Origin of the sequence: Mesorhizobium sp. M1428 (assembly GCF_040317515.1) — a bacterium.
Taxonomy (GTDB): domain Bacteria; phylum Pseudomonadota; class Alphaproteobacteria; order Rhizobiales; family Rhizobiaceae; genus Mesorhizobium.
In genome coordinates this window covers 59460-80203 of sequence record NZ_JAMYKT010000022.1, presented here as the reverse complement: position 1 = coordinate 80203, position 20744 = coordinate 59460, and the positions used below count along the sequence as shown (strand labels likewise).

General features: G+C 60.1%; 19 protein-coding genes, 1 tRNA gene and 3 pseudogenes. 15 read left to right on the top strand and 8 right to left on the bottom strand.

The genetic code is table 11. The features are described from left to right. Positions 1 to 417: 417 nt before the first annotated feature. The 13 genes and pseudogenes from NKG60_RS25030 to NKG60_RS24970 all read left to right on the top strand — a co-directional run bounded on the left by NKG60_RS25030 (position 418) and on the right by NKG60_RS24970 (position 12123). Positions 418 to 1385, top strand: a pseudogene (locus tag NKG60_RS25030) (SDR family NAD(P)-dependent oxidoreductase). 220 nt (positions 1386 to 1605) lie between these two features. After that, positions 1606 to 4476: an ATP-binding protein gene (locus NKG60_RS25025; RefSeq protein WP_352864535.1), complete on the top strand. Its 2871-nt coding sequence runs from the start codon at positions 1606 to 1608 to the stop codon at positions 4474 to 4476. Between the two features lie 130 nt (positions 4477 to 4606). Next, complete coding sequence (locus NKG60_RS25020) at positions 4607 to 5608, top strand: zinc-dependent alcohol dehydrogenase family protein (RefSeq protein WP_352864533.1); 1002 nt, start codon at positions 4607 to 4609, stop codon at positions 5606 to 5608. Positions 5609 to 5642: 34 nt separating this feature from the next. Further along, positions 5643 to 5942 (top strand): tautomerase family protein, encoded by a 300-nt coding sequence (locus NKG60_RS25015; protein ID WP_352805192.1) that lies wholly within the window; start codon positions 5643 to 5645, stop codon positions 5940 to 5942. A 259-nt stretch (positions 5943 to 6201) separates the two neighbouring features. Then, positions 6202 to 7026, top strand: coding sequence for an alpha/beta fold hydrolase (locus tag NKG60_RS25010; protein ID WP_352975857.1), 825 nt, complete (start codon positions 6202 to 6204; stop codon positions 7024 to 7026). Between the two features lie 93 nt (positions 7027 to 7119). Further along, on the top strand, positions 7120 to 8085 hold the full coding sequence (locus NKG60_RS25005; RefSeq protein WP_352864530.1) for an MBL fold metallo-hydrolase: 966 nt from the start codon (positions 7120 to 7122) through the stop codon (positions 8083 to 8085). A 131-nt stretch (positions 8086 to 8216) separates the two neighbouring features. Further along, entirely contained in the window at positions 8217 to 8654 is a 438-nt protein-coding gene (locus tag NKG60_RS25000; protein WP_352864528.1) for a DsrE family protein, read from the top strand. Positions 8655 to 8777: 123 nt separating this feature from the next. Further along, positions 8778 to 9623 (top strand): annotated as a pseudogene (locus tag NKG60_RS24995) (SDR family NAD(P)-dependent oxidoreductase). 115 nt (positions 9624 to 9738) lie between these two features. Then, positions 9739 to 9932: pseudogene (locus NKG60_RS24990) on the top strand (nuclear transport factor 2 family protein); the annotation flags it as partial. Further along, positions 9929 to 11014, top strand: a complete 1086-nt coding sequence (locus NKG60_RS24985) for a Gfo/Idh/MocA family protein (RefSeq protein WP_352975846.1) — start codon at positions 9929 to 9931, stop codon at positions 11012 to 11014. The pseudogene NKG60_RS24990 and the gene NKG60_RS24985, both read left to right, overlap by 4 nt. Next, complete coding sequence (locus NKG60_RS24980) at positions 11007 to 11135, top strand: hypothetical protein (RefSeq protein ID WP_352670106.1); 129 nt, start codon at positions 11007 to 11009, stop codon at positions 11133 to 11135. The genes NKG60_RS24985 and NKG60_RS24980 overlap by 8 nt, the downstream gene beginning before the upstream one ends. Further along, positions 11132 to 11776, top strand: a complete 645-nt coding sequence (locus NKG60_RS24975) for an alcohol dehydrogenase catalytic domain-containing protein (protein ID WP_352864523.1) — start codon at positions 11132 to 11134, stop codon at positions 11774 to 11776. Before NKG60_RS24980 ends, NKG60_RS24975 begins: the two co-directional genes overlap by 4 nt. 262 nt (positions 11777 to 12038) lie before the next feature. Next, a tRNA-Leu gene (locus NKG60_RS24970) sits at positions 12039 to 12123 on the top strand. A gap of 210 nt (positions 12124 to 12333) precedes the next feature. On the opposite strand, the gene NKG60_RS24965 is transcribed toward NKG60_RS24970, so the two are convergent. The 8 genes from NKG60_RS24965 to NKG60_RS24930 all read right to left on the bottom strand — a co-directional run bounded on the left by NKG60_RS24965 (position 12334) and on the right by NKG60_RS24930 (position 18961). Next, complete coding sequence (locus NKG60_RS24965) at positions 12334 to 13026, bottom strand: amino acid ABC transporter permease (protein WP_352670100.1); 693 nt, start codon at positions 13024 to 13026, stop codon at positions 12334 to 12336. Between the two features lie 17 nt (positions 13027 to 13043). Further along, complete coding sequence (locus NKG60_RS24960; RefSeq protein ID WP_352670097.1) at positions 13044 to 13760, bottom strand: amino acid ABC transporter permease; 717 nt, start codon at positions 13758 to 13760, stop codon at positions 13044 to 13046. Positions 13761 to 13826: 66 nt separating this feature from the next. Continuing rightward, on the bottom strand, positions 13827 to 14654 hold the full coding sequence (locus NKG60_RS24955) for a transporter substrate-binding domain-containing protein (RefSeq protein WP_352670094.1): 828 nt from the start codon (positions 14652 to 14654) through the stop codon (positions 13827 to 13829). A gap of 32 nt (positions 14655 to 14686) precedes the next feature. Next, positions 14687 to 15427, bottom strand: a complete 741-nt coding sequence (locus NKG60_RS24950; RefSeq protein ID WP_352670143.1) for an amino acid ABC transporter ATP-binding protein — start codon at positions 15425 to 15427, stop codon at positions 14687 to 14689. 57 nt (positions 15428 to 15484) lie between these two features. Beyond that, the gene (locus tag NKG60_RS24945; protein WP_352670092.1) at positions 15485 to 16048 is read right to left on the bottom strand and encodes a peroxidase-related enzyme; all 564 of its coding nucleotides are present in this window, start codon (positions 16046 to 16048) and stop codon (positions 15485 to 15487) included. Continuing rightward, the gene (locus NKG60_RS24940) at positions 16045 to 16527 is read right to left on the bottom strand and encodes a CMD domain-containing protein (protein WP_352864518.1); all 483 of its coding nucleotides are present in this window, start codon (positions 16525 to 16527) and stop codon (positions 16045 to 16047) included. Before NKG60_RS24940 ends, NKG60_RS24945 begins: the two co-directional genes overlap by 4 nt. Then, positions 16524 to 17993, bottom strand: a complete 1470-nt coding sequence (locus tag NKG60_RS24935; RefSeq protein WP_352670089.1) for an NAD(P)-binding domain-containing protein — start codon at positions 17991 to 17993, stop codon at positions 16524 to 16526. The genes NKG60_RS24940 and NKG60_RS24935 overlap by 4 nt, the downstream gene beginning before the upstream one ends. Further along, a complete protein-coding gene (locus NKG60_RS24930; RefSeq protein ID WP_352670086.1) occupies positions 17990 to 18961 on the bottom strand; it encodes a LysR family transcriptional regulator in 972 nt (323 codons plus the stop codon). The genes NKG60_RS24935 and NKG60_RS24930 overlap by 4 nt, the downstream gene beginning before the upstream one ends. 242 nt (positions 18962 to 19203) lie before the next feature. On the opposite strand from NKG60_RS24930, the gene NKG60_RS24925 reads away from it, so the two are divergent. Both NKG60_RS24925 and NKG60_RS24920 read left to right on the top strand, forming a co-directional pair. After that, on the top strand, positions 19204 to 20274 hold the full coding sequence (locus NKG60_RS24925; protein ID WP_352670084.1) for an NAD/NADP octopine/nopaline dehydrogenase family protein: 1071 nt from the start codon (positions 19204 to 19206) through the stop codon (positions 20272 to 20274). Positions 20275 to 20457: 183 nt separating this feature from the next. After that, the gene (locus NKG60_RS24920; RefSeq protein WP_352670082.1) at positions 20458 to 20739 is read left to right on the top strand and encodes a metal-sensing transcriptional repressor; all 282 of its coding nucleotides are present in this window, start codon (positions 20458 to 20460) and stop codon (positions 20737 to 20739) included. Positions 20740 to 20744: the final 5 nt, after the last annotated feature.

Here is a 20744-nt window from a genome sequence, read left to right as displayed (position 1 = left end):
CTGCTGCGGAAGGCCTCTCTTCAGGCGGAGCAAAGGTTACGCTGGCAGCGGTTGGTTTGCAGTCTCCGGTGACAATGCGACGAATGGGAGACCGGCAAGGTAGATCGCTGAGAGGATCGAGATGGCGTCTGCCGGACTATCGTCGAAGCACACGGGGAAAGCTATGGGCGACGGCGGCCGGTCCTCACGGCGCTATCTTCCAATTCTCGTTACCTGTCACGGGGACGACCGCGCCGCAACGCCCAGCACCTCATGGCGCTGCTGTGCGAATGGCCAAAGAACACAAAATGTGTGAGTACGCCTGGTAGGACAGGGCATCTATCCTATCGCCAAGCGGCCCTTGACGACATCGCGCGGGAAAACCGCTACTAGGGTATCTGCGTTGAGCATCGAGCGGGATCGACTGGGGAAACAAAAATGGGAGAATTGCAAACCCCGCTTCATACCCCTTTTGGACCTGCCGTGACCGCGGAGGAAGTGGCACGTGGCGTGGACCTTGCCGGGCGGGTTGCATTGGTGACTGGTGGTTCCTCCGGGCTGGGCCTGGAGACCGTCAGAGTGCTGGCAGGATGCGGCGCTAGCATCTGCGTACCAGCGATCGACCCTATCGGCGCGCGAGCCGCTTTGAAGGGGATTGACGGGGTTGAGGTTTGGCCCGTTGACCTAATCAATGACGTCTCTATCAAAGCCTTCGCCACGGCTTTTCTCGAGCGACAAAGCAGACTTGATCTTCTGGTCCTAAATGCGGGCGTGATGGCGAGGCCGCTGTTCCGCGATGAAGATGGTCACGAGGGCCATTTCTCCATCAACTACCTCGGACATTTTCGGCTGACGGCACTGCTATGGCCAGCATTACTTGCAGCGGAAAGATCTCGAGTGGTTGTTCTCTCATCCCGAGGCCATCAGATGTGTGATGTCGATTTCGACGACCTCGATTTTGTACGACGTCCCTATGATAAATGGATGGCCTACAGCCAATCGAAAACTGCGAACGCGCTTTTCGCGGTTGCGCTCGACACCCGTGGACGCCGTCACGGCGTTAGCGCCCTCTCCGTACACCCCGGAATGATAATGACACCCGGCATTCGTCATCTGACCCGGTCCGAATTCGACGCTTTCGGTGCTGTCGCTCCGGATGGGTCCCCCATAATCGATCCGGCGAGGATATGAAAACCGTGGAACAAGGCGCGGCGACGACAGTCTGGAGTGCCACCGCTCCTGTGTTGGACTCAATAGGCGGGGTCTATTGCGAGAATTGTGACGTCGCACGCGTAGAGCCCAGCGAGGGATTTGGGGTGCGTCCCTATGCGATCGATCCCGAGAGGGCCGAGAGGTTGTGGCGCGCGAGCGCAAGGCTGACTGGATTGGACATCGCAAGAACCTGAGACACCATGCTTGACCCTTGGGGGTCGGTCCCCGCCAAAGTAGAGCAATATGACTCCCACAAAAATAGATGGATGACCCCTTACGTCGGGATCGTATATTACTTGGAGAATCGAGAAATCATTCGGTCGCCAGCAACTCGACTCTGGCACACTCGCCCTTGGTTCGCAGCTTCACTCCATATTCCGGGCCGATAATGCTCCGTTACCAGCGAAGGATAGAATGCAAGGGCAAGCTTTCCCAAAGGCAACCGCTGCGGCAGATGTCGCGATCACGTTTGGTTCATTCCTGCTGTATCCGGGGCGACATCTTCTGCTCAAGGATGCTGAGCCCGTAACGATCGGCTCCCGCGCGCTCGAAATACTCATCGCGTTAACCGAGCAGGCGGGCGAACTGGTAACGAAGGATGAATTGACCGCGAGAGCCTGGCCCAACGCCACGGTGGAGGAGTCGAATCTCAGAGCTCAGATTGCATTGCTCCGCAGGGTGCTCGGCGACGATCAAGCCGCTCCGCGATACATCGTCGCCGTTCCATCAAGAGGCTATCGGTTCATTGCTCCTCTCACCCGCTCTCATGTTGAACACGAGCCCCAGACGACAACGGCCCCGAACAATCTTCCAAGACAGCTGACGCACCCCATCGGACGTGACGAAGCGATCAAGATCGTCGAAGGGCGATTTCAACGGTTCCGTATGGTCACAATTGTCGGCCCAGGTGGCATAGGCAAGACAACCGTGGGCTTTCGCGTGGCAGAACAATTGTTGTCATCGCATGAACATGGCCTTTGCTTCGTGGACCTGGCCCCAATAACGAACTCCCAACTCGTCCCTTCAGTCCTGGCGTCACAGCTTCGCCTTCCGGAGACATCGGGGGATCCGACCGCGAGCCTCATCGGGCACCTTCGCGGGAAACATATGCTGCTCGTGCTCGACAGTTGCGAACTCGTTCTCGAAGCCACTGCCCGTCTGGCGGAGGCCTTGCTCCGGGAAGCGCCAGAAATTACCATCCTTGCCACCAGCCGCGAGGCGTTGCGGGTGGAGGGCGAAAGCGTCTACAGGCTCCCCCCTCTCGACATGCCGCCTTCCGCGGCCGGCCTGACTGCCGCCGACGCGTTGGAATATCCCGCCATTCGACTGTTCGTCGAGCGGGCGACCTCTTCCGGGAGCGAGTATTCGTTCAATGACGACGAAGCTCCTGTGGTCACGCATATATGCCGCCAGCTAGATGGGATCGCCCTCGCGATCGAGCTCGCCGCAGCGCGGGTGGAGGCCTTTGGCACGCGCGGTATCGCGGAGCTTCTGAATGACCGTCTGCGGCTGCTGACGGGTGGTCGGCGTGCCGCTCTCCCCCGCCATCAAACCCTGGCAGCGATGATCGACTGGAGCTACGGGGCGCTATCGAAAGGTGAGCAGAGGGTTCTGCGCCGGCTCGCAATGTTCTCAGGAGACTTCGGGCGGGAGGCGGCAGTCGCCGTCGCAACCGGCCCGGATGCCGCGGAACGCGATGTGCCGGGTCATCTCGCTGACCTCGTCGCCAAATCCCTGGTGGCGGTAGACGCTCGAGGCAAGGCCGCGCGGTACCGTCTTCTCGACACGACACGGGCCTTTGTTCTGGACAAGGTGCGGGAGGAAGGAGAACTCGATGCCGTCACGCGGCAACTCGCGAGCTATTTATGCGATGTCCTCGAGCATTCGCAGGAGGAGGTCGAAACTCTGCCGAGGGAAGAATGGCTTTTGAGGTATGCTCTGCACATCAACAACGTGCGCTTCGTTCTGGATTGGGCCTACTCGGGGCACGGCGATATCGAAGTTGGCCTCGCGGTCACCGTCGCCGCCATTCCGATGTGGTACCAGCTTTCTCTGGTCGACGAATGCCTGACCAGTGTCCAGCGCGCGCTGCTAGGCATCGACCCGGGAAAGCGAAGAAACGAGTACGCTCGTCAGATCATGCAGCTCTACAGTGCGCTCGGGCTCTCCCAAGCGTTCAAGATCGGCTTCGCGCCACAAGCTCCGGCCGCTTTCGCCAAGGCGTTGGAGATATCCGAGGAGTTGGGCGACGTCGACGCTCAAGCGGAGGCTCTTTGGGGCTTGTGGGTCGCACAAGTGGGCATGGGTGACTACAAGGCGTCGCTGGGAAACGCCGAACGTTTCGTGGCGCTCGCCCAAAGCGGACTCGATCGGTTCATCGGTGACCGAATGCTCAGCATGACCCTGTTCTGCATGGGCGACTTCCGGGGTGCCCGCCGTCACGCCGATCTCATGTTAGCCCACGATGTCTCTGCTGAAACCGCCTCCGCGAATTCAGTGCGTTTCAGGTTCGGCCAGTCGGTTTCGGCACGAATCCAACCTGCCCAGCTCCTGTGGATGCAAGGTCTTCCTGATCAGGCGATCAAGGCGGTCCACACCGCCGTTGGGGCCGCGCGGGAATCGGGCCACGCGATCTCGTTGTGTGAAGCCTTGGCGCGCTGGTCATGTCCGGTCCTGGTTCATGTCGGCGACCTTGTGGCGGCGGACTTGGCTATCACCGAGCTACTCGATCTAGCCAAGACGAACGCGCTCGGCCCATGGGAGGTCTTCGGTCGGTGCTGGAAGGCGGTGCTTCTGATCCAGCGAGGGCTTCCTGAGAGAGGCGTGCCACTTCTCCGGAACGGGTTGGCTGAACTGCGCCAGGTAAAACTCTTCAACCTCTACAATGTTAGATTTCTCGGCTTTCTAGCCGAGGGCCTGTCTTGTCTGGGGCAACACGCCGAAGCCCGGTCGCTGGTGGAGGCGGCGATCAGCGCCAGCGAAGAGAAGGACGAGCTCTGGTGTGTCGCAGAACTCTATCGCCTGAAGGGGGATGTCCTTTGGCGCGGCGGTGACGACCTCGGGAGCGTCGAACGATGCTATCTCCATTCGGTCGATGTGGCGGGGCGACAGGACGCGCTGTCCTGGGGGCTCAGGACGACCACGAGTTTGACGAGGTTGGCGCGTTACCGCGGAGACACTGCTCGGGCGCGCGCACTGTTGGCCGCGGTCTGTGATCGGTTCATCGAAGGCTTCGACACGGCCGACATGGTGGCGGCCAAGGCTCTTTTGGCCGAGGTGTCCTGATCTTCCCGCGCGCATCTGTGCTCGTGCTCATCACAAGATTTCACTGCAATTCACTGGCTTGAGACCACTCTGCTCTGCCACCTTCTGAAAGTCGCCTGACAGTCGTCGGCGCGGCAGAGAGGGCAGACAGATGAAGACCATGGCGACCAAAATGGACGCGCTCGTCTTGAACGAGACGAACTCTGACTTCCTCCGCACCAGCATTGTCTGCCCAGCGCCCTCGGCGGGCGAGGTCCTGGTCCGCGTCAAGGCGAGCAGCGTAAACCCGCTCGATCTCAAGATCAAAAGCGGCCAGGCTCCGCATGCGCGGCATCCACTGCCCGCCATTCTCGGGATGGACGTGGCCGGGATCGTCGAAGCTGTCGGCCCTGGGGTGACCGCGTTCAAGCCGCACGACGAGGTCTTCGGCATGACGGGCGGCGTCGGCGGTCTCCAGGGCTCGCTCGCGACCTTCGTGGCCGTCGACGCCGATTTGCTGGCTCCCAAGCCTGCCAACATGACCATGCGCGAAGCGGCCGCGTTGCCGCTGGTCTTCATCACCGCCTGGGAAGGCCTAGTGGATCGCGCACAGGTTCAGGCGCGCCAGAAAGTTCTCGTACTCGGTGCGGGTGGCGTCGGCCACATTGCCATCCAGATAGCCCGGGCTTTCGGAGCCGAGGTCTTCGCCGTGGATAAGGCTGCCAAGCAACGCGAGATCGAGGAACTCTGCGCCACTGCGATCGACCGCCATCAGACGACGGTCGAAGAATACGTCAAAGACCATACGGGCGGGCGCGGCTTCGACATTGTCTATGACACCGTCGGCGGCGCCGGGATCGACGCCGCGTTCAACGCCGTGACCCGCTTCGGCCATGTCGTCAGCTGCCTGGGATGGGGCACGCACTCGCTCGGCCCGCTCTCGTTCCGAGCCGCAAGCTACTCCGGCGTCTTCACGCTCCTGCCGATCCTGACCGGGGAAGGCCGCGCCCATCACGGGCACATCCTGCGAGAGGCGAAGCGGCTCGCGGAAGCAGGAAAGATCATACCTCTCCTCGATCCGCGTCGCTTCAGTTTCGAGACCATTGCGGAAGCATATGTCGAAGTCGAAAACCGGACCGCCAACGGTAAGATCGTGATCGACGTCGCCGAATAAAGCACCTTCAACCTCTGAACCAAGGAAAGATGTCATGCCATTCGTCAACGTGAAACTGGTCGACGGCGTGTTCACGCCGGAGGAGAAACACGCCATGGCCAAGGCCTTGACCGACGTCATGGTGAAGTTCGAGGGCTCGGAGGCCTTCCGCGAGGTGGTATGGGTCCTCATCGAGGAGCTTCATACCGATGGTTGGCACATCGGGGGCCGGCCGTTCGAGGGACCCAAGTCGTTGATGACGACGCTTTCGAAATCCAAAGACGTCGTCGAAATGATCGACGGCATGCCTACCACCCGGAAAGAGTGGGCCGCGGCAGCGCCAGTGCAGGGCTGACCATTTCGAAATCTCGACACGCCCAAACGAGAGCATCCGGTCAGGATAGGTCCGGGGCTGCCAGTGGAACCGTGTCCGCCCCAAGGAGGGGATAGACATGATCACGAGGACAGCCGTGACAAAGCCCACAACGACGAGACGGGAAGTCCTGATCGGAACCGGAGCCGTCGCTCTGACCACGACGCTGCCTCTGGAGGCCTTGGCTGCCACGGCGTCATCGAACTCAACCAGTGCAACCATTGAAGATGGGACTGAGACCATGAACAGCATCAAGGCGAAAGACGGCGCGCAGATTTTCTACAAAGATTGGGGCACCGGTCAGCCGATCGTGTTCCACCATGGGTGGCCGCTGAGCGGCGACGATTGGGATAACCAGATGCTGTTCTTCCTCGGCAAGGGCTTCCGGGTCATCGCCCACGACCGGAGGGGCCATGGCCGCTCAAGCCAGACCTCCGGCGGCAACGACATGGACACCTACGCGGCCGACGTCGCCGCACTCGCGGAGGCGCTCGACCTTCGCGATGCGATCCATATTGGCCATTCGACCGGCGGCGGCGAGGTCACCAGGTACGTCGCCCGGCACGGTAAAGGCAGGGTCGCCAAAGCAGTGCTCATCTCTGCGATTCCTCCGGTGATGGTCAAGTCGGCCAAGAACCCTGGAGGACTCCCGATCGAGGTCTTCGACGGCTACCGCGCCGCCTTGGCGGCAAACCGAGCGCAACTCTATCTCGATATCGCGAGCGGACCGTTCTACGGCTTCAACCGCCCCGGCGCCGTTATCTCCGAAGGCACGATCCGCAACTGGTGGCGCCAAGGCATGATGGGCGGAGCGAACGCGCACTACGAGTGCATCAAGGTGTTCTCGGAAACCGATTTCACCGAGGACCTGCAGATCATCGACGTTCCGGTCCTGATAATGCACGGAAGCGACGACCAGGTCGTGCCCATCGCCGACTCTGCCGAACTCTCCGTCAAGCTGCTCAAGAACGGAAAACTCAAGGTCTATGACGGTTATCCGCACGGGATGTTCACAACGCATGCCGATGTGATCAACGCGGACCTGCTCGCCTTTATCAACGCGTAACCGCCTGGGCAGGTCGAAATGCCTGCCCTCGATCTCCTCAAGCCAATTCGAAAGCTGTCGGCCCACCTGAGGCCGGCTGCGGAAAGGTATGTCATGATGACGGAACACATGCATTCCCGGCGTGGATTTTGCCTTTGCTGCATAGGCGCTGCCACCTTCGCGGCGACCGGTGGTTGGATGAGCCCACGCGCGGCCTATGCCGAGGCGCGCGGGCTGGTGAGCCTCATCAAGGACAGTGCCGCCAAGTCAGAGATCGCCACCCACAAGCTGAGGAATGACATCACCATCCTCGAAGGCTCTGGCGGCAACGTCGCGGTCTTGGGCGGCAAGGACGGGCTCGTCATGGTCGATGCAGGCATCAGCGTGTCGCGCCCCCAGATGACGAAGGTGCTCTCCGCGCTCTCCCCTGAGCCCGTGACCCATCTCATCAACACCCACTGGCATTTTGATCATGCGGACGGCAACGCCTGGATCGGAGCTGGCGGAGCCAAGATCATCGCGCACGAGAACACCCGCAAGTACCTGTCGCAGGTACAGCGGGTAGATGACTGGGATTACAATTTCCTGCCGCTGGAGCACGGCGGCGTGCCCAAGCACGCCTTCTCGAAGGAGCATTCGCTCAAGCTGAACGGCCAGTCGCTCGACATGAAATACTATGGTCCGGCGCATACCGATGGCGACATCTCGGTCATGTTTGGCGAGGCGGACGTCCTCCATGTCGGCGACACCTACTGGAACGGGATCTATCCGTTCATCGATTATTCGACGGGCGGCGGCATCGACGGGATGATCGCCGCCTCGGATGCGAACCTGGCCGCGGCGACCGACAAGACGATCATCATCCCAGGCCACGGAAATCCGGTAAGCAACCGCGCCGAGCTGCAGGAATTCCGCGACATGCTTGTGGCCGTCCGCGAGAACGTCGCAGCGCTCAAGCTTCAGGGACGATCGAGGGACGAGGCCGTCGCCGCCAAGCCCACGGCGGCGTTCGACGCCAAGTGGGGCAATTTCGTCATCGATCCGAGCTTCTTCACGCGGCTGGTCTACGAGGGCGTCTAGTACGAGCCTTCGGTCATCAGCCGACTTCTTCTGGCGCGTCCCTCCCCAAATTCACGCGCGCCATCGGAACGCTCCCAAGGGGCGTCCGGCCCGAATTCTTTTCACAGAATTCCGAACCCCAGGAGACAGCTATGTCGGAAACAAAAAGCGCTCTGTTCATAGATATCCCGGTCGAACTGAAGGAAGTGAAATCCGTTCACAGCATCGGGGGCCTTCAGTTCGAAGGCGACCTGCCCGCTGCGCTGTTCCATCTTCAGCTGATCACCACGGACATCGCGAACTGCAAGGCGACATCAGACGTGATCGTGGTCTTCCACACCAACGCGGGTCACGTCACCCTGAATGACGTAGCCTACAATGCTTCGCGCAACATCGCCACCGGCAACCCATACAAGAAGCTGGTTGCCGACCTCATCGACATCGGCGTCAGAGTCGAACTTTGCGGTGCGACTGCGAAGGTGAACGGCTGGGGAAATGCAGATCTGCTCCCCCGCATCAAGGTCAATCTCGACGCCATGGCCCGCACGATCCAGCTCGTGCAGCAGGGCTTCGTCAAGATCACTGAGTGACGGTCGGTCGACTGAACCAGTCTCTCACCAGAACCTGAGGAGGCGACCTTGCGCCAATTACCATTTGGGTTCCATTCGACCGCGTCCGAAGTCCTGAGAGCTGTCGACCTCCGGGGAAAGACGATGATCGTCACCGGCGGCGCGAGCGGTATCGGCATCGAGACGACCTCGGCGCTCGCCGCGGCTGGGGCCACTATTGTCATCGCCGTCCGCCGCCCGGAAACCGCTGAGGAAATCGCGACGGACCTCCGGGTGAAGACCGGCAACCCCGCGATCCAGTTGCGTCAGCTTGATCTCGCGGACCTGCGCTCCGTCGACCGTTTCGTTGACAACTGGGAAGGTCCCCTGCACGCGCTCGTCAACAACGCGGGTATAATGGCGTTGCCGGAGCTGCGACGCTCTGCCCATGGATGGGAAATGCAGTTCGCGACCAACTTCCTGGGGCACTTCGCACTGACCCTAGGTCTCCGCCGAGCTCTCGCCAAGGCCCAGGGCGCGCGCGTCGTCTCCGTCAGCTCCAGTGGCAGCCTGTTCGGCCCGGTCTTCTGGGACGACCCGCACTTCCACTTCATACCCTAGGACCCGCTTCTGGCTTATGCCCAGTCGAAGACGGCTTGCACGCTTCTGTCCGTGGGAATCAAGGATCGATGGGTCGATGACGGTATCGTATCAAACGCGCTGAATCCTGGAGCCATCGCGACCAACCTCCAGCGTCATACCGGAGGACTGCGTACGCCCGAGCACCTTCGCAAGACACCCGAGGAGGGCGCTGCCACCTCGGTGCTTCTCGCGGCCTCGCCGTTGGTCGAGGGAACGAACGGACGGTATTTCGAGAACTGCGCCGAGGCTCCGGTCGTGCCGAACCGCCCCCAGTTGAGGTTGGAGGGTGTGGCCGCATACGCGCTCGACAGCGCCAACGCGCAACGGCTGTGGGAGATGACTGTCGGCTTTTTGGGAGGATGCAGATGATAGACACGACCCAGCAAGTGGGTTTCATCGGGCTTGGCGACCAGGGTGCTCCCATGGCGAGGGCGATCGCGGAAAAGCATCTGCTGCATCGGAAATGGAGTGGGTGTCCGACACGGAGGTGAACGCGATCTGGTCGATGGAGGAGATTGTCTCATCTTCCCGCCTACCGCCGACACACGCCCCGCCAGCATACACGGCTACGGGCACTACCATGAAAGCTGGGAATTCGAGGATGGGCAGTGGCGTATCGCCAAGCTTGAGCTCCGTCGGACCATTCTGGAAATCACGCCTAAGGAGCGCGTCCAATGACCAGTGCACGGATCAGAGTTGGCATCATCGGCGTTCACCCCGACCGCGGTTGGGCCTCGACCGCCCATGTGCCTGCGTTGAGAGGTTTGCCGCAGTTCCAGCTTTCTGCCGTGAGCCATCGTCGGATCGAAACGGCGCGGGCGTCAGCCGACAAGTTCGGTTTCGCGCACGCGGTCTCGTCGGCGGAAGAGCTTGTGAACCATCCAGATGTCGACCTGGTGGTTGTCACCGTGAGAGTGCCGGAACACCTTCAACTCGTGACTGCGGCACTCGAAGCGGGAAAGTCTGTGTTTTCCGAATGGCCGCTCGGGATGAACCTGCGTGATGCCGAGACGATGAACTCGCTTGCCGCCGAAAAAGGCGTCTCGGCAATGATCGGCCTTCAAACCCGCGCGAATCCGACTGTCCGGTACATGCGCGACCTGATCAAAGAGGGCTATCTGGGCGAGGTGCTCTCGGCCTCGATCATTGGCTCCGGTATTACCTGGGGGGAGGAGCTCGAAGAGGCTTTCCGATACACCTTGGATCCGTCCACGGGCGCGAGCATGCTGCACGTGCCGTTCGCCCACACGATCGACGCCTTGCTGTTCGCACTCAACGAGAGCTTCCTCAGCGTGTCGGGGACACTGGTCAGTCGGCGCCCAACGATAAGGATGATGGAGAGCAAGGAAGTGGTTCCGCTCGACGTCGCCGACCAGATTGCCTTCACTGGCCAGCTCACGTCAGGCGGCGTGGTGACGAGCCATTTCCGCGGCGGACTGTCGCGTGCTACGAATTTCCATGTTGAGATCAACGGCAGCAGGGGCGACCTTTTGCTGACGAGCCCCGTCGGCTACGCTGGCTTGGGCGGGTTCAAGCTTATGGGGGCGCAAGCAGACGAGACCCTCCAGCCGATCTCCGTACCCGAAGACTTCGGCGCCGGCGAGAACGTCCTGACGGGCAACGTGAGGAAGCTTTACCAACTCTTCGCTTCCGACGTGACTTCCGGCACCCGTCAGAGTCCGACATTCGGAGACGCCGTCAATCTGCATCGGCTGATCAACGCGATCGAGCAAAGCGGTGGCGTGGCGCGCAATGTCTGAGACGATGCGGGCGCCGGTGATGTATGCGCCCGGCGGACCCGAGTTCCTGCAGGTTCGCGAGATAGCAAGGCCGAAAGTCGAGAGACCTTCGGACGTGCTCGTCAAGGTCCGGGCGGCGTGAACCCAGCCGACCCGCAGAACAGAAGAAGCGGGCAAAGGCACAATCCCAATGCCGAAACCGGATCGCCGACGATCCTCGGCATCGATGGTGTCGGCGTAGTCGAACAAGTCGGCGAGGCAGTCGACGGGATCAGCGTCGGAGACGAAGTCCGGTATGTCGACGGCGGGTTTCCCGGCAATCCGGGCAGCTATGCCGAATCTGCAGCTATGCCGAACATTAGGTGGTCCCCCGGGGCGTCTGTTTCGAGGAAAACCGACGCGTCTGGACTTCGTGCTGGCCGCGGCGCTACCCGTCGTCGGCCTGACCGCATGGGAAGCCGTATTCGACGAAGGGAACGTCAAGTCCAGCGACCTCGTCCAGGTGCACGAAAGCGTGGGTGCCCGCGGCCTATCGCGATCCAGTATCTTTCGACGATTGAGGCCCGGAAGGCTACCACGGTTTCGAACGAAGTTAGAGCCTCGTTTGCGCCGACGCCGGGGGCCGATATAGCGATCCGGTATCCGTTGCTGAGAGCCAGTACGAGACTTTTGTATAGCGGCTATTCGCTTTGCGGGCGCACGCAGCGGTCCGTCTGCTTGCGGCCCCAAATCGCGACGTTTGCAGATTGCTCTGAGAGGGCGGCTCCTGACGCGACTTTGTAGTCCCGGAGCAGCCGCTCGAGGCCAATAGCCCATGAAACAAACTCGGCCTTAGGGTCATGCGAAGCGACCGAGGGTCGAACTAGGAGTCGGTGCCAAATGCCCAGGTTGGATCATTCGGCTCGTGAGCGAATGAAAACGCACGAATTTCGCTGGGAAATCGCTCTGGACTTCATGGAATACCTTGTGGCACATACGCGGCCCAGGAGCCACATAGGAGTCGCGGGGGTCTTGCAAACACCGCGAACGGACTTGGTGGTTGCATGCGGGTGTGGTGAAACTGGTAGACGCGCTGGATTCAAAATCCAGTTCCGAAAGGAGTGTCGGTTCGAGCCCGACCACCCGCACCATCTTCTCAAATCTCGTTGCTAGGGTTGTGGCGGAGGCTGGCTGCCTTGGCTCCATTCCTAATGCGGATCTAAAACCCGCAGGCGGAGTTTCAAATCACCGGTACATACATCGGCTACTTGGGCTTCTCCGCAAGCTTTTCATACCCAAAAGAATTGCCTCCCAGGTGCGGCTCGATATCCGAAGGTTGGCCATCCTATCCCACATGCGCCTCACGTCCGCACCCTAAGCGCCCGTTCCAGCCGGTCGGCAATCTGGGTGACGATATAGGCAATCACCATGTAGATCACGACGGCAATCACGAACGCTTCGAGGTAATAGTAATTCAGCGCCGCGGTTAATTGGGACTGGGCGAAGATATCGACAACCTCGATGGCGAACCCGAGGGAAAGCGCCTTCATGATGACCATCATCGAGGTTGTCAGGTCGGGGATTGCCGTCAGGGCCACCTGGGGAAAGAGGATCCGTCGGAACAGTTGGCCGCCCGTATAGCCCAGCGAATGGGCGGCATCCGACTGACCAGTGTCGAATGCGTTCAGGGCTCCCTTGATAATCTCCGATTGGAACGCGGCGACACAGCCGGTAATCGCAACGACAAGGATGACCCAATTGGGGGTTTCGTGGGCGTTGAAGTTGATCCCCAGCAACGAGAACAGGAACTGGAATGCGGGCGGCAGACCGAAATAGGCGAGGAAAATCACGATGACCATCGGAACGCCCTTGAAGACGATCTTGTAAGTCATGATGAGCTCTCGCAGCACCGGCAACCGTCTGTATTCGATGAGCGCGAATATGCTGCCGACTATCGTCGACAGGACGAAAATCAAGAGCGCCATTCCAACGGTCACGGGTACGGCGCCCAGAATTTCCTGCGTATCTTGGAGCAAAATATCGGTGTCAAACATGATCGAATACCCTTACGTCAGACGCTGGCGATGAGCTCGTTCTTGATCGGAGTCGTTGTCGTCGCCTCTGGCGCCTGCATCGGTGAGCGAAGCTCGAAGAAGCGCACGATGAGCCACGCGACCAGGCACATCAGCGAATAGATGACCGCCAGGACGAGGTAGGTTTCGAACTGGTACTGGTTATAGTCGCGCTCCATGATCAAATGCGCAGTCGCCATGACGTCGGCCGCGCCGATATACATGACCAGCGCAACGTTATGGATCAGGTAGATGATGGAGTTCCCGTAGCCCGGCAGTGCGAAGTGCACCGCTTGCGGGCCGACGACGCGGGTGATCTTCTGTCGGAAGGTGTATCCCAGACTGTCGGCCGCGTCATGCTGGCCGCGATCGACGGCCAGGTATGCAGGCCGCATGACTTCTGACAGATAGCCGCCGTGGTAGAGGCTCAACCCCACCATGGCAGCGATCGTCGCCGAGATAAAATCTTTGGCGCCGAATAGGATCACCAACAGGGGAAGCCCGTAAAACGCGACGAACAACTGGAGGACGACAGGAACACTGCGGGCATAGGACACGTAGAGGTCCACCAGGTGACTGATCACCGGCACCCTGCGAACCCGGAGGGTTGTCGCAATGAGAGCCAGGCAGAACCCGGTAATGAGGGCCGTAAACGTGATGGCGAGCGTCAGCGGCAGTGCCGAGAGCAACTCGGGGATCATAGCAGAAACATCCACTTGAAACGCTCCTTCTTGCAATTCAGTCTTGCCGCTGACTAGCGAATATGGTCGTTGACGGCCGTGCTATTTCATGTACTGGACGATGCCCTCGCCGAACCACTTCTGCGAGAGCTTTTCGATCGTGCCGTCGTCTTTCAATTCCTTGAGAACCTTGTTCACATCGTCGGCCAGAACCTTGTTCTCGTCTGATCTGTGGATCAGCATGTAGGTGTTGTTGCTGAACACTGGTTCGGACGCCACGATATCGAGTTTCTTTTCCTCGATGACGGTCTGCTCACCTAGATTCGAGGGCAGGACGAGAGCGTCGAACTTGCCGTTCTGGACTTCGTCCAGACGGTTCGGGTACGGAATACCGGCGCTCGATGCCGTTACATCGAGCTTGTATTGCGGGTTTTCTTTTTGCCAGTTCATGATGAACTTGTAGGTTCCGCCGCCGGCCGTGGTCGGAACGATCCTCTTGCCGACCAGGTCCTTCATCTCCTTGATGCCGCTGTCTTTCTTGCTGTAGATCTTCATCAGGCTGGCGCCCATTGGATTTTCCGGAATCAAGAACTGCTTGGCGCGCTCGGGGGACTTGTAGTAGCCGCCGACCGCGATGTCGTACTTGCCCGTGGCCAGGCCGGTTTCCTGCGCGATGTCGGAGACACCTTCCATCTCGAACTTGTACTGCGGCAGCTTTGCGTTGATCGCCCTCAGGAGATCGGGTTCATAGCCCTGCGGCTCGACGCCTATCGCGCCCCACGCCAGGGGCTTGGATTCCGCCGACGTCGCGATCTTGATCGTCCTGACCGTTTCGCCGTGGCTGATCCCCACGGTTGCAAGGGCGATTGCGATGCCGCCGGCAACAGCCAGGGCAGCGCGGCGGGACAAACTGGATGTGATTGCAGACATTTCTTAGGTTCCCTTCTTGTAGAGTTGTTGAGCTATTGAAAAGCGAGTTCCGACTGCAGGAATTGAGCAAGGCGTGGGCTGGAAGGTGCATCGAAGATCTCAGCCGGGCTGCCATCGGCGGCAACCACGCCACGATCCATGAAGACAATTCGGTTCGAGATGTTCTTTGCGAATTGCATCTCGTGGGTCACAAGCAGCGAAGTGATGCCTGACGAGGTGACATCCTTGATCACCTTCAGGACTTCACCGACGAGTTCGGGATCCAGCGATGACGTAGGCTCATCGAAGAGTATCACGTCGGGACGAACCGCCAGGGCGCGCGCGATGCCGGTGCGCTGAAGCTGACCGCCCGAAAGCTGGGAGGGATAGCTGTCTCGTTTCGGGGAGAGGCCGACCCGCTCGAGTTCCCGCAGGGCGATCTCGCGCGCCTCGTCCGTGGACTTGCGCTGCACGACAACCAGGGGATCCATCACGTTCTGGAGGACCGTCATGTTCTTGAAGACGTTGAATTGCTGAAAGACCATCGCTGTCCGGAGCCGGATCGCCTGGACGGCGGCCTTGTCGGCGCGCTGGTAATCCATCCGAATCTGATCGAAGGCGATGGTTCCGGATGACGGCTTGGCCAGGTAGTTGATGCATTTCAGCAGCGTGGTCTTGCCGGTGCCGCTGGGGCCGATGATCGACACCACGTCACCTCGCTTTACCGAGAGATTGACGCCGTTCAGGACCTGCGTGCTTCCGTAAGACAGCTTTACATCTTTGAGTTCAAGCATTTCTGGTTGGTGCCCTTCACAGTGTGAGACGGAGTGCCTTGACCGCATGCGACATCATCACCCGCTCTCCGCATGGCCTAGAACGTGCATCAGCCGGTTTGCCCAGCCGAAGATCGATATGGCGTGGATCAGGTCGATGATCTCGCGGTCATCCATGCCGACTGATCGAAGCGCCGCGATATCGTCTGCCGTCGCTTCCGACGGCGCCGCCGACAGGCGGCGGGCAAAACTGTAGATTGCCGCATCGCGCGGCCCAAGCTTTTCGGGTTTGTCGAGATACAGCGCGGTGACGACTTCGTCGCTCTTGGTCAACTCTGAATGCCTGCGGGCGTGAACGACGGCACAGAATTTGCAGCCATTGACGATCGAGGCGCCCAGTGCACCAAGTTCGCGGTCAGGACGGACAAGTCCGCCTTCGACATACATGATGGCGTTGAACAGAACAGTGCGGGCAAGGTAGCTCTCTGGGTCATGCACAAGGGTGCGCACATATTCCGAAACCTTCTTCGCAGAGGGCGTAACCTTCATCGCTTCGAGCTGTTCCGGCGTGGCCTCCGATAGCTCGACCGGTGCGATGTAGGGGTGCCAATTCAATGGCTTCAGACGAACCGAGGAAATCATTTCGACCTCATCAGGCGCAAGCCTGTCGCCACCCGCGTTTGGAAGTTGACGAAGGCAATCAGTTCGGAGAGTGCGACGATCTGAGGATTGTTCAATCCAGCCTTGGCGAGGAGGGCGATATGGCTCGCTTCCGCCATTTTCGGCGTCAGCGTGATCAGGTCGACATGACGGACGATGGTTGCGAGAGGTTCATTCAAATCCGTTTCCCCCTGGGCCAGTGCCAGAAGCTGCTCAGTCGGACCAAGCTGAGCCAGCTGCACATCATATTCGGCCATCAGGACGGGATCGTCATTCAGAGCGGCCATGCGACGGGCCAGGGCAACCCTCAAATTCGGCGCCAGCCCCTGATCGTTTGCCGGCTGCAGGACGGAGAGGCGACATTCCTCCGCCCCTTGCACGAATTCGGGCCGAAACCGCCGTGCGGCGAAAAGGGCATCATCCGGTGAAAGACCGGCGGCCTTGTCCATCGCGTCGATCACAGGGCGGCCTCCTTTTGTAGCAAGGGTGTTGAATCCACCCATTCGTCGCCCAGAAGTTCGGGCGTGTCGTAAGCGATCAGATTGGCGAAGTGGGTTTCGACATCTTCGGCAAACAGCGACGCGGCAATGCCGCGGACCAGACGGTCGGCACCCGCGCTGACGGCTGGGATATCGCCGGAGACCTTGCCGTGGGTCAGCATGGCGGCGTCGTTGAAGCAGTGGATGTGCGCCAGCATCGGGCAGGAACCGGGGACACGTTCGCGAAATTCGAAGGCGGGACCAAGATCCGGTGCGTCCGACATGCCTGCACGTGCCGGCCCCATATCCGGCGTATATCGGCCATCCGACCAGATGCGGATATGTGGTGCTAGGGCTGCGAATTCCGGACGGCCTTTGAAGTCGTTTGAAAAGCCGGTTGCCGCGATCAGAAAATCGTAGCGTATTGGTCCTTGCGTGGTTTCAATCAGCAGGCCTCCCGCATCTTCCATGACCGCGACGATGCCGCAGTCGAGAAAGAACCGGGCATTGGGGTGGCGAGACACGCGAAGCGTCGATGAGCGCGGCGGCGGCGTCTGGGTCGAGGCGGTGTAGTCGAAGAACTTCCACTTCCAGGCATCGGGCAATTGATGCATGCCGAGGACAACACCCGGACTGCCGATGCCGGTCAGCTTGTTGATGCGCGGCATTTCCTTGCGCCGGATCAACATGTCCACTGAGCCGGCGCCCGCCTCGAGTGCCGTCGCGGCATTGTCCATGGAAGAGGCGCCGGCGCCGATAACCGCCACGCGCTTGCCTTTCAGCGCGTCGAAATCGATGTCGTCGGCCGAATGGGCCCAATAGGCGCGATCGATTCCTTTGAGGAAATCGGGTACGGCAAAGCCGCCGAGACCGGAGCGACCAGTGGCCAGAACGAGATGGCGGGTCAGAACCCGGCCGGTTTCCGCGCCCTCGATATCGATCGCGATCAGATCACCAACGGGTGCGACACCAGTCATGCGCACGCCGTTGCGCACCGGCAGAGCAAGAACCTTGCGGTACCAGACCAGGTAATCCATCCACTGGCCCTTGGGAATTTTGTCCAGCGACTGCCAGGCCTCGGACCCCCACTGTGCCGTGAACCAGGCGCGGAACGTCAGCCGCGGCAGCCCGAGCGACGGACCGTGAAGCGTCTTCGGTGACCGGAGCGTTTGCATGCGGGCAAACGTTACCCATGGTCCCTCGCGCCCGGCCGGAGCCGCGTCGTAGGCGACGACGTTGGTGATCCCGGTCAGCACCAGCTTTGCCATGGCAGCAAGTCCGCACATGCCGGCGCCAATCACCACGACGTCACGGACAGGCGTGCCATTGTGCGGACGCGCGGGAACCCATGGCTTGGCGGGCAGTTCGAGAAAGTCGAGATCCTGCGCAAGCTGCGCTTCCAGCGCGGCAAGACCTGTCGAGATTGGCGCGGTGGGCGTATGCTTCATATTCCCGTTCCGTGATTTGTGCCGGATGCAGGATCGGTCACCAATTGGCCGGCCAAGGCCGGATCGAGTTTCTTGAAGCCGACGATCGACCGTTCAGCCACCGCCTCGACCGCATCCATCAGCGCCTGCGCGACTGGACGAAGGTGACGGTTTGCTGCAGCCACAACACCCCAATAAAAGAGAACGGTTACGTCGATCGGGCGAATGGCGACCCCAGGCAAGGCTACGCCATAGGCGGTGAGGGGGTCGATGACAGCCGCGACACCAGTCCGGCGCACAAGCTGCAACGCGCCATAGGCAGTATTCGTCCGGATTACTGGGCCGGTGTCGATGCCCCTGGCCGCCAATGCCTTGGAGACATGCAACTGAAAACGCAGCGGATTGAGCAACGTGGCGACGCGGCGGCCGGCAAAAGCGGAAAGTGGTATGACATCAAGTTCAGCCAGCGGATCGTCCTCCCGCACGGCTGCAACATCGGGCGCCGAATAGAGCCGCAGGACATCCAGACCGGGCGTATCAAGCGGCAGGCTTGAAAACCCGATCTCGGCACGTCCGCTGCGCACTTCCTGGGCGACGATCGAGGGAAGAAACTGCCCGAGATGCGTCTCGTGCGGAAGCTCGGCACCTTGGAGCTCAGCCAGGGCCGTCGGGATCAAGCCGGTGCCGATCGCAGAGGTTGTGACAATCTGCAGGATCCTTCCCCTGCCGGCGGCGATCATCTTGGCTCGCGCCGCCAGTTCGGTGAAGGACATCAGCAGGCGTCGAGCTTCCTCCTCGAACGCCACTCCTTCCTCGGATAACTGCACCCGTCGACCGATCCGGTGCAACAATTCGAAGCCAAGCTCGGCCTCGAGATCCTGAATGGTGCGTGTCACCGCAGGCTGGGAGCGCCCGAGCATGTCAGCCGCCTTGGTGATGCTGCCGCTGGCAGCAACCGCAAGGAAGGTCTGAAGGTCGCGGGTTTCCATGCTCTCCCTTCATGTGCAATTCGTATGATTGACATCGTCTCATTCGTTTTTGATATATGTCAAGCGGAAACTAATGTTCGTTACGGCTTTGTGCGTTTGGGCGGCTTTAGAGCCGGAGTCCTTGGCGGAGGTGGACAAGGACGGCAGATGCGGCTCCAACTTGCGAAGCCTCTTGATGGAAAACGTTCAGGTGAGGATGGCGAGGATTCTCGGACCAAAAAGCCTGCAACAGGAGGAATATTATGCGCGTGAGTATTCTGGGCGCTGGAGCTATTGCTTATGGTCTTGGCGCGTATTTGGCGGGATCGGGACATTCGCCAATGCTTTGGTCACCGTCGGGACAGCGCACCAAGGCGCTGGCTGCTGGCGAATTGTTGAAAGCGACGGGGGATATCGAGGCAACGGTGCCGGTGCGCATTGCCAAGGATTGCAAAGATGCCATTGTCAACGCGGACGTGGTGGTGATTGCGCTTCCGGCGTACGCCCACAAGATGGTGATGGATGCCGCCGTTCCTCATCTGATTGATGGAATCCCGGTCATCATCAGTTCGCATAGTTCGTTCGGGGCGCTGTATCTCTCAAACCGGTTGGCGGAGCGAAAGGTCAGTTTGCCGATCGTCGTTTGGGGCACAACGCTCTTGACCGGTCGCCAGCTTGGACCAACCGAAGTCCATGTCACCACCATCCGTCAGAAGCTTGATGTCGCGACGCTGCCTTTCAGTTACCAGGATCAAGGACACGAACTTTGCACGATCTTGTTCGGCGATCGTTTCGTCAAGCGCGATGGTCTGCTCGCTATCGCGCTCAGCAACCTCAATCCGCAGAACCATCTGGGAATTGCCCTTCTCAATCTGACGCGCATGGAAAAAGCCGAGCAATGGAGCCAGGGCGGAAACATCACGCCGGCTGTTGGCCGCTTTATCGAAGCTTTGGACGCCGAACGATTGGCGATCGCTGGCCATTTTGGGATAGCAGTGCGTACCGTCCAGGAACATTTTTCATTGTCGTTCCATGTGCCCATGAGCACTGTTTCGGAGATGAACCAAGAGATGGACCGCCGTGGCCGCGGTGGCTTTGGCCCGACAACTATCGAGAGCCGCTATATCCTCGAGGATGTACCGTTCGGACTGCTGCCGACCGCCGTTCTGGGGAAGATCAGCGGAACCCCAGCGGTCCTCCACGAATCCGGAATTTCCATATTATCGGCGGCATATGGCCGCGATCTCAAGCGGGATAACGATATTCTTCCCGCGCTCGTCCTAGAGGGAATAGCGAAAGCGGATCTTGAAACTCTTTGCCGCAAGGGGTTTTGAGTGCACCGCAGTCAATGCGGCCTGATCACATTCGAGAGGGGTTGAGCGGCGCACCTCGCTACATCATCGCGTCGCATTTAACGGTGACTCAGGGCGATGTCCCTGCCTCGAAGCAGTTTCCTGAGTGCCGCGAGATCGACCATCCTGCCTTGACTATCCTCTCCAGGGGGATAGTATCATAGGATGAACGAGCGTCCCCACATACACGAGACCCATCCCGACATCGTTAAACGGCTGAAGCGGGCCGACGGCCATCTGAGGGGCGTCATAGAGATGATCGAAGCAGGCCGGCCTTGCCTTGACATCGCCCAGCAGCTTCATGCGGTCGAGAAGGCCGTTTCCCAAGCCAAGAAGACGCTCATCCAGGATCATCTCAATCATTGCCTGGAAGATGTCGTGGGGCCGCTGCCGCGCGAGCAGCGCCGCTCGATCGACGAGTTCAAGGACATCACCAAGTACCTGTGAGACAC

Bases quoted from the DNA above. Each gene is read 5' to 3' on its own strand.
- NKG60_RS24950 (WP_352670143.1), bottom strand. From the start codon at position 15,427: ATGCTTGAACTCAAAGATGTAAAGCTGTCTTACGGAAGCACGCAGGTC.
- NKG60_RS24965 (WP_352670100.1), bottom strand. From the start codon at position 13,026: ATGTTTGACACCGATATTTTGCTCCAAGATACGCAGGAAATTCTGGGC.
- NKG60_RS24980 (WP_352670106.1), top strand. From the start codon at position 11,007: ATGTCTGAGACGATGCGGGCGCCGGTGATGTATGCGCCCGGCGGACCC.
- NKG60_RS24930 (WP_352670086.1), bottom strand. From the start codon at position 18,961: ATGGAAACCCGCGACCTTCAGACCTTCCTTGCGGTTGCTGCCAGCGGC.
- NKG60_RS25025 (WP_352864535.1), top strand. From the start codon at position 1,606: ATGCAAGGGCAAGCTTTCCCAAAGGCAACCGCTGCGGCAGATGTCGCG.
- NKG60_RS24920 (WP_352670082.1), top strand. From the start codon at position 20,458: ATGAACGAGCGTCCCCACATACACGAGACCCATCCCGACATCGTTAAA.
- NKG60_RS25020 (WP_352864533.1), top strand. From the start codon at position 4,607: ATGAAGACCATGGCGACCAAAATGGACGCGCTCGTCTTGAACGAGACG.
- NKG60_RS25010 (WP_352975857.1), top strand. From the start codon at position 6,202: ATGAACAGCATCAAGGCGAAAGACGGCGCGCAGATTTTCTACAAAGAT.
- NKG60_RS24945 (WP_352670092.1), bottom strand. From the start codon at position 16,048: ATGATTTCCTCGGTTCGTCTGAAGCCATTGAATTGGCACCCCTACATC.
- NKG60_RS24985 (WP_352975846.1), top strand. From the start codon at position 9,929: ATGACCAGTGCACGGATCAGAGTTGGCATCATCGGCGTTCACCCCGAC.
- NKG60_RS25015 (WP_352805192.1), top strand. From the start codon at position 5,643: ATGCCATTCGTCAACGTGAAACTGGTCGACGGCGTGTTCACGCCGGAG.
- NKG60_RS25005 (WP_352864530.1), top strand. From the start codon at position 7,120: ATGATGACGGAACACATGCATTCCCGGCGTGGATTTTGCCTTTGCTGC.
- NKG60_RS24925 (WP_352670084.1), top strand. From the start codon at position 19,204: ATGCGCGTGAGTATTCTGGGCGCTGGAGCTATTGCTTATGGTCTTGGC.
- NKG60_RS25000 (WP_352864528.1), top strand. From the start codon at position 8,217: ATGTCGGAAACAAAAAGCGCTCTGTTCATAGATATCCCGGTCGAACTG.
- NKG60_RS24955 (WP_352670094.1), bottom strand. From the start codon at position 14,654: ATGTCTGCAATCACATCCAGTTTGTCCCGCCGCGCTGCCCTGGCTGTT.
- NKG60_RS24935 (WP_352670089.1), bottom strand. From the start codon at position 17,993: ATGAAGCATACGCCCACCGCGCCAATCTCGACAGGTCTTGCCGCGCTG.